This is a genomic window from Saprospira grandis str. Lewin (assembly GCF_000250635.1).
Lineage (GTDB): Bacteria > Bacteroidota > Bacteroidia > Chitinophagales > Saprospiraceae > Saprospira > Saprospira grandis.
Genome location: NC_016940.1, coordinates 3,448,108 through 3,460,751, shown reverse-complemented (window position 1 = coordinate 3,460,751; position 12,644 = coordinate 3,448,108). Strand labels below are relative to the sequence as shown.

The 12,644-nt window shown below is 45.5% G+C and carries 14 protein-coding genes; 5 read left to right on the top strand and 9 right to left on the bottom strand.

Features of this window, described 5'->3' with window-relative positions:
• Position 1 precedes the first annotated feature (1 nt).
• From SGRA_RS15250 to SGRA_RS15240, 3 genes are all read right to left on the bottom strand, one after another.
• Positions 2-439 (bottom strand): hypothetical protein, encoded by a 438-nt coding sequence (locus SGRA_RS15250; RefSeq protein ID WP_015693671.1) that lies wholly within the window; start codon positions 437-439, stop codon positions 2-4.
• 56 nt (positions 440-495) lie between these two features.
• The gene (locus tag SGRA_RS15245) at positions 496-1,083 is read right to left on the bottom strand and encodes a methyltransferase domain-containing protein (protein WP_015693670.1); all 588 of its coding nucleotides are present in this window, start codon (positions 1,081-1,083) and stop codon (positions 496-498) included.
• A 215-nt stretch (positions 1,084-1,298) separates the two neighbouring features.
• The gene (locus SGRA_RS15240) at positions 1,299-1,964 is read right to left on the bottom strand and encodes a YggS family pyridoxal phosphate-dependent enzyme (RefSeq protein ID WP_015693669.1); all 666 of its coding nucleotides are present in this window, start codon (positions 1,962-1,964) and stop codon (positions 1,299-1,301) included.
• Positions 1,965-2,053: 89 nt separating this feature from the next.
• Here SGRA_RS15240 and SGRA_RS15235 point away from each other — a divergent pair, with 89 nt between their 5' ends.
• Positions 2,054-3,796 (top strand): peptidase domain-containing ABC transporter, encoded by a 1,743-nt coding sequence (locus tag SGRA_RS15235; protein ID WP_015693668.1) that lies wholly within the window; start codon positions 2,054-2,056, stop codon positions 3,794-3,796.
• A gap of 39 nt (positions 3,797-3,835) precedes the next feature.
• On the opposite strand, the gene SGRA_RS15230 is transcribed toward SGRA_RS15235, so the two are convergent.
• Positions 3,836-4,639, bottom strand: coding sequence for a hypothetical protein (locus SGRA_RS15230; protein ID WP_015693667.1), 804 nt, complete (start codon positions 4,637-4,639; stop codon positions 3,836-3,838).
• A gap of 236 nt (positions 4,640-4,875) precedes the next feature.
• Between SGRA_RS15230 and SGRA_RS15225 the strand changes: the two genes are divergently transcribed.
• Entirely contained in the window at positions 4,876-5,328 is a 453-nt protein-coding gene (locus SGRA_RS15225) for a hypothetical protein (RefSeq protein WP_015693666.1), read from the top strand.
• Between the two features lie 81 nt (positions 5,329-5,409).
• On the top strand, positions 5,410-5,676 hold the full coding sequence (locus SGRA_RS15220; RefSeq protein ID WP_015693665.1) for a hypothetical protein: 267 nt from the start codon (positions 5,410-5,412) through the stop codon (positions 5,674-5,676).
• 229 nt (positions 5,677-5,905) lie between these two features.
• Here SGRA_RS15220 and SGRA_RS15215 read toward each other — a convergent pair whose 3' ends face one another.
• Entirely contained in the window at positions 5,906-7,213 is a 1,308-nt protein-coding gene (locus SGRA_RS15215; RefSeq protein ID WP_015693663.1) for a DUF2851 family protein, read from the bottom strand.
• A 426-nt stretch (positions 7,214-7,639) separates the two neighbouring features.
• Between SGRA_RS15215 and msrA the strand changes: the two genes are divergently transcribed.
• Positions 7,640-8,188, top strand: a complete 549-nt coding sequence (gene msrA, locus SGRA_RS15205) for a peptide-methionine (S)-S-oxide reductase MsrA (protein ID WP_015693661.1) — start codon at positions 7,640-7,642, stop codon at positions 8,186-8,188.
• 63 nt (positions 8,189-8,251) lie between these two features.
• The gene (locus SGRA_RS15200; RefSeq protein ID WP_015693660.1) at positions 8,252-9,271 is read left to right on the top strand and encodes a hypothetical protein; all 1,020 of its coding nucleotides are present in this window, start codon (positions 8,252-8,254) and stop codon (positions 9,269-9,271) included.
• An 11-nt stretch (positions 9,272-9,282) separates the two neighbouring features.
• On the opposite strand, the gene SGRA_RS15195 is transcribed toward SGRA_RS15200, so the two are convergent.
• The 4 genes from SGRA_RS15195 to SGRA_RS15180 all read right to left on the bottom strand — a co-directional run bounded on the left by SGRA_RS15195 (position 9,283) and on the right by SGRA_RS15180 (position 12,446).
• Positions 9,283-9,687: a hypothetical protein gene (locus SGRA_RS15195; RefSeq protein ID WP_015693659.1), complete on the bottom strand. Its 405-nt coding sequence runs from the start codon at positions 9,685-9,687 to the stop codon at positions 9,283-9,285.
• A gap of 71 nt (positions 9,688-9,758) precedes the next feature.
• Positions 9,759-11,021 (bottom strand): vWA domain-containing protein, encoded by a 1,263-nt coding sequence (locus tag SGRA_RS15190; RefSeq protein ID WP_015693658.1) that lies wholly within the window; start codon positions 11,019-11,021, stop codon positions 9,759-9,761.
• 2 nt (positions 11,022-11,023) lie between these two features.
• The gene (locus tag SGRA_RS15185; protein ID WP_015693657.1) at positions 11,024-11,617 is read right to left on the bottom strand and encodes a hypothetical protein; all 594 of its coding nucleotides are present in this window, start codon (positions 11,615-11,617) and stop codon (positions 11,024-11,026) included.
• A gap of 34 nt (positions 11,618-11,651) precedes the next feature.
• Positions 11,652-12,446 (bottom strand): undecaprenyl-diphosphate phosphatase, encoded by a 795-nt coding sequence (locus tag SGRA_RS15180; RefSeq protein ID WP_041329953.1) that lies wholly within the window; start codon positions 12,444-12,446, stop codon positions 11,652-11,654.
• Between the last annotated feature and the right edge of the window lie 198 nt (positions 12,447-12,644).

Here is a 12,644-nt window from a genome sequence, read left to right as displayed (position 1 = left end):
ATTAGCGCAATTTGGCCACCGAAAAACGGCGGTAGGTTGCCTCACCAAGGATGACCACATAATATTCGCCAGCTTGGAATTGGCTAAAATCTAAATCGAGTTTTTGGTTTTTCCCAGCTTGAATGGGCGGAAAAAACTGTTGTTGCAAGCTGCCGTTTTGGTCCAAGATACTACAAACTAGCGATTCATTAGTTTCCTCTGTTTCTAAAGAAACCTTTAGGCCTTCTTGCAAAACTTTGCTTTGTTCCGAGATATTGGGCAGTTGTTCTAGATCAATTTTGGCCCAATTGATTTTTCGTTTAGTTTTTTCTTCTGCGGCAGAAGAGCGCAGCTCTTCTAACTCTAGACTTTGCTGTTGGTCCAAGGGAGAATCCGTTGGAGTAGTTTGGCAAGAAAAGAGCAGACTAAGGAGACAAAAAGCGGTGCAATAACGAAGCATAATAGTTGGTCTTTTAGATCCTTAAAGATAGCTTATATTAGGGAGCTAGGCAAACCTTAGGGCCGCAGTTGCACAAAATACTCTTTGCCTGCTCGGGGTTTAATGGAGTTATGGCAATCATTTATTTGGACCGAAGAAAAATAAGCCTCAAAAAGTTGTTGATAGGCGGCTAGGCTACCGCCAAAGGGTGGACCTTCTTGGCTGAGCGGGAAATTGAACAGCAGGCCAATAAGTTGGCCTGTGGGGGCCAGTAAGCTAGCCATTTTTTGGGCATATTGGGGCCGAAGTTTGGGCGGTAGGGCGCAGAAAAAAGTTTGTTCGATAATGAGGTCAAAATTATCTTCTTGCAGGGCAAAAAAATCGCCTTGATGAAAATGGCTAGCGGGCAAATCACTCAGCTTTTCTTGGAGTTGGCTTAGTGGCTCTTGGGCCCAATCGCAGAGGTGGATATTTCTAAAGCCTTTTTGGTAGAGATATTGGGCCTCATGGCCATGGCCACAACCTGGAATAAGAATTTTGAGGTCCAAATCCTCCAACTGATCAATATAAGTAGCAATAGGGCGGGTGCAGCTGCCGGCGTTCCAGCCCGTAGTTTGCTCGAGGTATCGATTTTGCCAATAGTCGGCAGATAGTTTTTCTTTCATGGCAGTTTATTTTAGGATGTTGCAGGCGCAGATCGCCGCAGGCTATAGCTAAATATGATCAAAGCAGCGAAGTTAAATCTGGCTGAGGGATGGATAGCAGTGGCCCGAAGGGCCAGACCAAAGCGCTGAAAGCGCTGCAGGGCCGAGCAGACCTGCGAGCTGCGGCACAGCCCGACCCGAGCGAAGCGAGTGGGCAGCCCCAAATCATCATGCTGCTAACGTTGGCCAAAAAGGGCCGAGCCAATACGGACAAGCGTGCTGCCTTGTTGTAGGGCCAATTTATAATCTCCGGACATGCCCATAGAGAGCTCCTTAAAGCTAGGATCTTGGGCAAAAAACTGTTCTTTTAGCCTTTGGAAATAGCTGGCTAATTGGCCAAACTCGGCCAAAACCTGTTCCTGATTATCGCTAAAGCTAGCCATGCCCATCAGGCCAACAATTTTGATATTTTTCATTTGGGCGTAGGCTTCAGAGGTTAAGAGCGCCTGAGCGTTGGTCCAATTGAGGCCAAATTTACTCTCTTCTTGGGCAATATGAAATTGGAGCAGACAGGGAATGATTCTGTTATTTTTTTGGGCCTCCTTGTTAATCTCCTTTAAGAGGCGGAGGCTATCTACGGCATGAATCAGGCTCACAAAAGGGGCAATATATTTCACTTTATTGCGCTGTAGGTGGCCAATTAGATGCCATTCAATATCTTTGGGGAGGCTTTCGGCCTTTTCTAGGAGTTCCTGCACCTTATTTTCGCCAAAAATGCGTTGTCCTTGATCATAGAGCGCCTGAACAGCGGCAGCGGGTTTAGTTTTGGAAACCGCCACCAATTCCGTTTGCCCATTGGCCAACTCCTTCTTAATGTTTTGATAAAAATCTAGATCTAGCATAAAAACCTTTGCTTTTTTTTGCTGTTGTGGAATAGGAAACCGTATTTTTGATAGTATTACTATCATTTCAACCCCTTCTAAATCATCTTATGGCTTCAGTTCAGCCTTCTTTTAAGCCGCTCAAGCGGCTAGGCAAGATGTTATACCTTGACCGCAAAGATATTTATTTAGTCAGTTTTTACGCTTTTTTTGCGGGCCTTTTAGGTTTGGGTATTCCTTTGGGGATACAAGCGATCATTAACTACATTGCGATTGGAGAGACCACGACCAGTTGGTACACCCTCTGTTTTTTGATTACCGGGGCTAGTGTGGCGGTGGGGATCACTCGGTATATGCAAGTATTGATTGCGGAGGGGATTCAGCAGCGGATATTTACGCGTTCGGCCTTTGAGTTTGCCTATCGGATTCCGCGCTTCAAGATGGAGAGCATTCGGGAGGCTTATGCGCCCGAATTGGCCAACCGTTTTTTTGACACTTTATCGGTGCAAAAGGGGGTGCCTAAGCTCATCATTGATTTGCCAGCTTCTGTATTACAAATACTCTTTGGGTTAATTTTGTTGGCCAGCTATCATCCTTTCTTTGTCTTTTTTGGCCTAACCTTAATATTTGTATTGGTGGCTATTTTATACTTTACCTATCAGGAAGGTTTGGCCAGTAGTTTAAGAGAATCGAAATATAAGTACAAAGTAGCCTATTGGTTAGAGGAATTGGGGCGGACCATGGGCTCCTTTAAGTTGGCTGGGCGCACCCAATACCCCTTAGAAAAAACCGATGAATTGGTGGGGAGTTACCTCAAGCATCGGCAGAGTCATTTTGCGGTTTATCGGCAGCAGTTTATGAGCATGGTGGGTGTTCGGGGAGGCGCCACCTTGGCCCTTTTGTTATTGGGTGGAGGCTTGGTTATTTCGAATGAAATGAACATTGGGCAATTTGTTGCGGCAGAAATCATGATTATCATGGTGCTCAATGCCTTGGAGAAAATTATTTTGAGCATGGAAACCGTTTTTGATGTCCTGACGGCCATTGAGAAAATTGCCCATGTTACGGATTTGCCTTTAGAAGAAGAAGAAGGGATTGATTTTCAGGAAATTGTTGGAAACAAAGGGATTCATCTTCGGGTACACAAAATGAGTTATCATCCAGAGCCGCTGATGCCGCCGGTACTCAAAGATATTTCTTTTGAGTTGGGCGGAGGAGAGCACCTTTGCATTACGGGTTTTGCCGATTCGGGAAAAACGACCCTCTTGCGAATTTTGCTAGGCTTGTACCAAAACTTTAAGGGGACCATTGATTATAACCAAATGCCCATTCGCAACCTCAATTTGAGTAGTTTGCGCTCTTATATGGGCGATTACTTGAGGGAAGAGCATTTATTTTATGGCAATTTGCTAGAAAACATTGCCATGGGGCGAAAAGATGTTACGGCCCAGGATGTCCTTTCTACTTGTCGAGCGGTGGGACTTGACCGTTTTTTGCAGGAGCATCCAGAGGGCCTAGACGCCATGATTCCCTCCGATGGACAGGGCTTATCGCAATCGACCATCAAAAAGATTTTATTGGCCCGTTGTATTGTGGACCATCCTCGTTTTTTGGCCGCCGAAAACCTTTTGGTAGGTTTAGAGAGTAGAGAAAAGCGGATGTTGACGAATTTGCTTACTGCGCCAAATGCACCTTGGACCCTAGTGGCCGTTAGCCGCTCTTCTGAGCTGGCCGCCCGCTGTAAACGAGTGATTGTTCTGGATAAGGGCGAGATTATTTTTAATGGCTGTTATAATGAGCTAAAAAAACAAGCTTACTTCAACGAGCTATTTGATGGCTGCGAAGAGGCCTAAACACCAAAGACCAAAGCTAGTTTAGCTTTGGTCTTTTTTTTACTTCAATACTTCTGACTCGAACTGCCAGACTCGGCCTCCTCCCCCATTATTGGACAAAATGCTCCGAATCAATTGCATTTCTGGCCAAAGGTCGTTCATCATGCCATCTGTGCGAGCCAAACGCTCATAATCACTAATGATGGGCCGGAAAAAACTAAATAATAACTCTGGATTTAGGCCTCTGGCCCCCTGCAAATTCTTGAGCACCTGAAATCGCCGATTGGGCTGATGCAACAAAAACTGATAGAGCGGCAAAGAACGAACAAAAGCCCCTGGAATACGGGCCAAAAGCGTTAGGGCCGCATCGGCCAAGGCGATGTCATCGGCCTCGGCCATCATCTGAATATAACGCTCCTGAGGAGCTACTTCTCGACCAAAATCTTGTAGGCCCAATAATAAACGAGCCGCCAAAGCTTCATCCTTGCTGCCCAAAGCATCAAAAAATCGCAAAATTTCTGCTTTTGTTGGAATCCTTCGGAACTTTTGCAAATTCTCCGCAGTTGTGGCCTTAATTTTCACGGTCTTCCTCCGCTTTAGGTCCAAGATAACGGCCTTAAACTTTGGATTGGGACAATAAAATAACAACAACTTTTCTAAAGCCTGCAAACGCTGCTGCATAGCATTGTCGGCCCCCTCATAAATTTGAAATAAAGCCTCTTTTTCTTCCCTTGGCCAAAGCGCCTCCCACAAAGAAAGCCGCAAATCATATTTATGCCGATCAAAAATTTCTACATTCTCTTCTGCTGAAAGTGGACTTTGCTCTTGCAGAAAATCTAAATTTTTTTGATGTTTGGGATCCATATTGCTAAGTTGTTAAAAAAAACTTAATAAATTGCAGAATGGCTGCTGCCTCAAGTCAATAATTTAACGATTATTTCCTAATTTTCTTGGCTAAAAAGAGGGCTGCCCAAAAAAAGTAGCGAATACACCAAAAATTAACCTAGGATTTAAATAGCTTACTAGACTTTTGTTTAATTTTGTAGCCGCTTTTTAAATCAACCCAGCTTGAATTTATTCTCAAGTAGAAATTACACCAAATGAAAAAGGTTTTTCACGCTTTTCTATTTTTACTCTTTAGCTTGGCTATCTTTTCTTGCAATAATGAAACCGCCAAAGTTGAAGATAATGAACCTAAAAGCGCTGAAGTAGCGCAAGATAGTAGCCAAAAAGAAGAGGTAGCCAAGGCTGCCGAAAAAACACTTTTGGGCAAATGGTCTGTGGTCCAAACGAAAAGTAAGGGCGAAACCGAGAATTTTGAAAAAGGCGCTCTTCTCTTTATCTTCGAAAAGGATGGTAAACTTAATATGATTAACGAGGAAGGTAGTTCTACCGCCGAATATGAACTAATCGAGGAAGAAAACATCATTAAGATAACCAATACTGATGATGCTCCAGAAACCTGGACCATTAAAGAATGGGACGAAAAGACCCTCATATTTAACGCCAATTCTCCCGATGGAGAAGAGGTCTCGGCCATCCTAAAGCGCTAAGCGCCAACAAATTAGACAATAATCACTTATTGTATATAATCAGACTATTCACATTTTTTTGATCTATCAAACATTCCAACCATGAAATTTTTGAATCTATTGTTCGTAATGGTTTTCGCTTTTGCTATCACTTCTTGCGGTGAAGAAGCTCCCAAGGAAGAAAAAGCAAAAACTGAAGAAACTACCCAAGAAGGTGGTGAGAAAGCACAGGAAGAAGGCAACACTGAAGCCGCTCCTGAAACTGAAGCTACAACTGAAGGCGAAGGTGAAGCTGCTCCTGCTGAGGGTGAAGCTGCTCCCGCTGAAGGCGAAGCTAAAGAAGAAAGCCACGAAGGTCACGATCACTAGTCTCTAGCGATCTAGAATAAGAGAGGCGCTCAACTTTTGTTGGGTGCCTTTTTTTTATGTTTTTTGGGGCTGCCCCTGCGGCCTACGGCCTTGGGTCGGGCTCTGTCGTGGCTCGCTATTCGCTCGGCCCTGCAGTTTTTTTCGCTTCGCTTCAAAAAACTTGGGTCTGGCCTTCGGCCACCACTATCCATCCCTCAGCCGTTTTGGCCTTCGGCCAAATTGGGCCGTTTTAGGGCTCCAAGGCTTGCTTTCGAATCAGGCGGTGGCCAATGCTGCAAGACAAACAACGGCGCTCTACACAATAACACTTATAAAGTTGAATCAGGGCCTGCGACTGCTGGGCATCCTTGGCCGAAATATCCCAACTCCCCCAATTTCTCAAAATCTGATTATTTTCTGCGGGCAACTGCCCCAATAAATCAAGTAGTAAATCTATCTCTTTTTCTTGGCCATTGGCCTGAGCATGCAAAAAGCGAAAAGGGGCCAAAAAATTGATAAAAAGCAACTGAATACTCTCCTTGCCCAAGCTTTTCTGCTTGCGAGCCTGGCTTTCTTTCCCCAAGCGATAATGGCTCAACCAATAGGGAGAACTTATTTTAACGCCAAATAAAGCCTGCAAAGCTTTTAGGGAATCCACCTCCATAAATTTGGACCAAAGATTTTCCTTTTGCAAAAGTCCAATCAAAAGAATGAGGCGAAAACTAGGCAAGGCAGAAGGGCGCAGGCCTCCAAAATTCCAGACTAAGGGCAGAGCCGTTCCGAGCAGCTCCTTTTCTTGCAAATAAGCATACTCTTGGGCCAAAGCCTGACTATAATCATCTTCTGTTTGGGCCAAAAAGCCCGCTCGACCAAAAAAGAGGGCCTCTAGCTGTTTGGGCCGACCCAGATACTTTCGCCAAAGCCGATAAGGCAAAGCCTGCCCCAAACGCTGAAAGTTTTCGGCATTTTGGCCCAAACCAAAATGAGCAATGAGCTGTTCATAAAAACAGGCGGTCCAATCGCCTCGCCAATGGCTTAAGCGCTTGCGTAAGGCGGCGGCTTTTTGCTCCAAGCGCTCAATCGTTAGGCGCTCCATCCAAATGGACCATTCTAAAGGATCGATTTGGGGAAGTTGTGGCCCACAGGCAATGGGCTGTTCTAGCTCGCCGAGCAAGCGCATCCCCTGCTCAAAAAGAGCGGGAGAAATGCGTCCCCGCAAAGCCAAAGCAGGCAAACGGCTACCATCTGCCCGCCGAATAATTTGGTCCTCATCATAGACCAGATGCAAAATGACATTTTCATAATTGGGGTCGTTTTGGTGCCCATGCCGCAACCAATCAGAGGCGCGTTTGTGGACCTCCACCTGCCCCGCCCAAAGGGTGCCCCCAATATAAATTCGGGCATCAGAAAAATCGGGGCCAGCGGCATGCTGGTTCCAATGCCCCGGATAAACCAACTGAATTTCTTGGCCCTCGGCCGTGCGCAAAAAACGCTTGTCGTATAACTGAAAGCGCCAGATATAATGCAAAAAGGATTCGGGAAAAGGATATTTACTCATCGCTAAATTTTTAAATACAGCTAAAGTTAGCTAAAAATAACACTAGTAGCAACAAAATAATTAATTTTGTTTACCCTAGTGTTTAATTGTAGTAAAAATCCTTTTGGCGCCAGAAGGCTGGGCTTGCCCAGCCTGGCTGAGGGATGGACAGCAGTGGCCGAAGGCCAGACCTAGGGCTTTTGAAGCGAAGCGAAAAAGCCCGCAGGGCCGAGCGAATAGCGAGCTGCGAAACAGCCCGACCCGCCCGCAGGGCGGGGCAGCCCCAAATCAACATCCGGAGGATAAAATATCTCGTTTAAAAAGAAAAGAACTATGTGGAAACCATTATTTTCGTTGGCTGTTAGTGTACTAATTTTATGTCAATACGCTTGCAGGCCGGCCAACAGCCCCGCTGTAGTTGGGGCAAGCGACAAAACGGTAGAATCTATGGAAGGATTAGCAGTGGCCACCTTAGGCGCGGGTTGTTTTTGGTGTGTAGAGGCCATTTTTCAGGACCTCAAGGGGGTCAAAAAAGTAGTATCTGGCTATGCTGGAGGGCAGGTAGAAAACCCGACCTACAAGGCAGTTTGTGCTGGAACAACTGGGCATGCCGAGGTGGTCCAAGTTACCTTTGACCCTGAGGTATTGTCCTATGCCGACCTATTGGAGGTCTTTTTCTTTACGCATAATCCAACGACCCTGAATCGGCAGGGAAATGATGTAGGGACCCAATATCGCTCGGCAATTTTTTATCATTCGGAGGAGCAAAAAGCGGTAGCGCAGAAAGTGAAAGCGAAAATGGCTAGTGAATTTGCGGACCCTATTGTGACGGAAATTGTGGCCTTTGATCGTTTTTATGCGGCCGAGGATTATCATCAGGACTATTATAATTTGAATGCGAATAAGAATCCTTATTGTTCGGCGGTGATTAGTCCGAAAGTGAATAAATTTCGGAAAAACTACAAGGATAAATTGAAAGAGGAATTGAAGAAGTAGTTCCAAGAAGAAAAGAGGCGAATCGCCTCTTTTTTTTTGTACTTTTAGGACAAAGCCTTGTCCATGTTACTATTAAAATCTTGGTTAGACCTTGTTCAGCAGCTACTGACCTCTCCTGTTCTTTTGATGGGGTTATTTGTGGCTTTGATTGTTTTGCTCTTCCTCATCTCTCGTTTTAACAACTACTTAGAGGTGCGTGGGGTAGACCGTGCGATTGCGATTACTCGGGGGATTGTGGGGTCTTTTATTTGGTTTATTGTGGTGCCCACGGCCCTATTTATTTTTGTCAATGTGGTGGCTCTGATTTTCCAGGTTCCCTTAGTGAGTATTAGTTTTTTGGGCAACTGGTTGGGGCTGACGGCCTCTTCTTATTGGTGGTTGCTTCGCTGTATGTTTAACAGTGCGGATTTGAATGGGGCCGAGACCTCTTACAGCTTGCATTCGATTATTCGGATTTTATGGATTTTGATTCCCTTTAGTTTAATTTGGTTTCGGACCAATAAGGGACGGATTCCCCGCTTAATTTTGATTCCGATTATCATTGTTGTTTTTGTAGTTACACAGGGAAAAAAGGCCGATGAAACCTTTATTACCAAACAATTTGAGATGGAAACCCTGCGGGCTCTTCCGGTAATTGGGTTTGTTTTTGAGGAGCCTGAAGCGGGAACGGGGCAAGGCAGCATGCACCCGACCACCCGTAAAATTATTTCGGTGGTTTTGGTCCTTTTTGTATTGGGGGGATTGGTTGCGGGCTTAGTGGCCGAGCAAAGAGTAATTGGGTTGATTGTAGTGGCCGTAGGCATTGGGGGGTTTATGCTGATTATGCCTTCGGGGCAAACTAAAGACATTTTGGCCGAGGGCTTAACCGAAGAAGAGAAAAAAGAGAGTCCCTTTCATCATGACATTGACAGCTTGGTACATCGGCTAGATAGTTTTTATGAATTGGAGGGAGTCAACTCATTAGAGGTTTACTACATTACGGTAAAACTAGATGCGGCCTATAGGGCACAAAGAGAAAAGGAGCCCTTTCCGGACTCCCTTTGTCTTCGTTATAAAGACTTTTTCTACGATTGGTGTCATTAGGACCAATAGTTTTACTGCTTTTTGAGCTGCATGCGAATATCTTTATCCTCAAAAAATATTTTGAGCTGCAGTTCGTCCTCTTTAGCTTCTAGCACATCAATTTTGAGTTGTCCGCCAGCAATAATCAGTTGCTTATCTTCAATTTTATAGGCTTCTGGATTATTCAGGCCAAACTGTTCGAGCAGGGCAAAGTCGAGTTGTTCCTCGGCCAAAAACTTGAGTCTTGCGCCAGCCTGTTGCTTGGCGGAATCTTCGACAAAGAGCACATCTTCGCTATTGCCATCAATGCTGCCCGCCACACAAAGCCATTCGCCAGTCAGTTTTTCCTTAGTTAAAGCGGCTGTTTCTGTTTGGGGGGCATCGCCTTGGCAAGCCATAAAAAGCAGGCTAAAGCAGAGTAAGTAAATTTGTTTCATAGGATATGAATTGGGTGTACAATAGTAGACCTATGTTTTGCCGATCTACATTTTCAATGATACAAAAAAATTTAGAAACCGCCTTTGCTTTGCATTTTAACTTTTCGGCCGGGCAGGCTCTCCCAATTTTCGGTGCCCAAGCCATTGGGGCTAATCATCCAGAGCAGTGGGATGCGGCAGCGGACTTCGGGTTTGGCGGCAAAGCCATCGGTAAAATAAATTAAGGCATCGGGGCGATAATCTTCATTGGCCCATTTGATGGGGGCATCAAAACGGGTACCGCCACGCCCTTGGACCAGCTCTGGCGTTCTGCCTCTATAGGGATAAATGCGTTGAATATCGACATCGCATTCGACCACCATAATTTCGGCCCCTTGTTTCCAGATATGATAGAGCTCACTAAAAAAGAGCTGCAATTCTTCTTGATTGACAGAGCCCGAACTATCTAGGGCCACCCCAATTTTTTGTTTGCGCTGAATCTTAATTCCGGGGCTTGTCCCATAGCGCTTAGAGGGCTTTTTGATCGTGTTTCTGATGCGGGTTCGGCTACTAGATGCCGCAAAAAGCCGCAGGGTTCTGCGCCAATTAATGCTGGGCTGCAAACTCTTCATCAGTTGGTCCAAATACTCCTGCAATTGGGCCGGCAAATTCGTGTAATTTCTCGTCTTTAAGCGCTCTAAGCTATTTTGGATAGCATCATTCACAAAGGCCTCTATAATTTTTTGCTCCGAGGGGCTCTGCTGCTGAATATCATCCCAAAAAGCATGCTGCTCCAAATGAGGGTGCTCCTCTTCTAAAAGCGCCTGCAATTTTTGTTGGGCCGAGTTAAATTCATCATTTTCTTCGCTACCTCCTCCCCCATTCATCATCTCTTCTAATTCATCAGATAGGCGTTTGTAGTAGTAATCTAGGCTTTGGCCCCGCTCTAGCGAAAAATCTGGAAAATCTTCTAAACGTATAGCTTCCTCTTCCAATTGGTCCGAATCAATATATTGGTTGACGGCCAAATCGGCAGCAATGCCATAAAGTTGCTTGTTCCCAAAATCCTTAGCCCGCAAAATGTGCTTAAAGACAATATGTAAAATCTGATGCTTGATGGCCCCATAACGCAGTGCTGCGGTTTGCTTGGGCGTTGCCCCCTTGAGCTTTTCCTCCCAATAGCTAGGGTTTACCAAGAGCTTGAGCATTTGGCTGCCGCCCAAACGCAGGGCCATGCTTTCAGTATCCTGACTAACATCTCGCAATAAAGAAGAAAAAAAATGACCATAAAAAGCCTCTTTCAGCATCAGCTGAATGCTCGTTTTGGCTAATTCATCAAGTATTTTTTGAGACATAACTAGGCGCGTTCACAATATTCAAAATACAAAAAGCGATCAATGAGAATATTGCCCCGGTAAGGAAGCAATGTTGGCGTTTTGTAGTAGCATTCTATAATAATATAGGAATATTTGGCCTTAGTAATGAAGTTAAACTGATATGTTTTCCATTCGTAATGGCTAATCGGCGCCGAGCTGGCCAATAACTGCAAAGGCTCCTCCGCAGTTTTGGCGCCCCACAAACGAAAACAGGCCACTCCCGTATAGCCCGCATAGGCCTGCGAACGAGAGAGGTCCAATTCAAATTTATAACATTTGTCTTTTTTTAGGGCCTTGGGCAATTTGGCCGCTACCGACTCAAAAGTGCCGTCTTCTCGACAAATCAGCCCCATAAAAGTATTGCCATCTGTTGGGCGCTGATACACTCCCCATGGTCCCGGCAAAATATCTGGAGTAGAATTATAACTGCTGCTTTCCCAACCCTCCGGATTGAGCGCATCTCTGGGCGCTCCCTCAAAAGAGCCGTTGGGCAACCAAAATTTTGGCCCATTTTGCCCCCAAAGCCCTAGGGCAAAAAAGCAAACAAATAGGCTTGTCAATATCTTTCTGGACATAAGCAAATCTCATCTTCGCTTTGTTTTGGTCCAACTAGCCCAGGAACAATTTGGCCAATATAGCTAGCCCTCCCACAACAAAGCAATAAATAGAAAAATAGAGCAATTTCCCTTTTTTGACCAAGTTGAGCATCCAGCTACAAGCAAAAACACCCACAATCAAGGCCGCAAAAAAGCCCGCCAACAAAGGTAGACTCTCTGCTGTATTTAGCTCTAAATCTCCACTGAGCAAATCTTTAGCCAGCTTGCCCAAAATTAAGGGGATGACCATGAGGAAGGAAAAACGAGCCGCCTCTTCTTTGTCAATTTTGAGCAAGACGGAGGTCGAAATCGTAGAACCCGAACGAGAAACCCCCGGCAAAAGCGCCACGGCCTGCGACAAACCAATCAAAAAGGCATCTTTATAACTCACTTTTTTGTTGGTCATTTTTGCCCGATCCGCCAAAAAGAGTAAAGCTCCCGTTAGCCAAAGCATCAGCCCCACCAAAATAATCTGCCCCTCAAAAAGTTGCTCGATTTGCTCATCGAATAAGAGGCCCACTACCGCCGCCGGCAACATAGAAATGACCACTTTGAGCGAAAACTGCAGCTCTTCATTCCAAGCAAACTGAAATAGCCCCTTGAGCACCCTCGCCACTTCTTTCCAAAGCACAATCAAGGTACTAATCACGGTGGCCACATGCAAAACGACCGATAGCGTCAGGCTGTCTTTTGGCGTATAGCCCAAAAAATATTTGGCCAACTCAATATGGCCGCTACTGCTCACAGGTAGGTATTCGGTTAGGCCCTGTACAATGCCTAGAATGATGTTATAGATGTAGTTTTCCATGCCTTTTTTACCGCTTTGACAACTGCGGTTTTCTTTTTTATTTTTTTGGGGCTGTCCCGCCCTGCGGGCGGGTCGGGCTGTGTCAGGGCTCGCAGGTCTGCTCGGCCCTGCGCAAAAAATGCTTCGCATTTTTTGCTGGGTCTGCGGCTTCGCCGCCCCCTTTTCCATCCCTCAGCCGACGGCCCTTCGGGCCTTCAG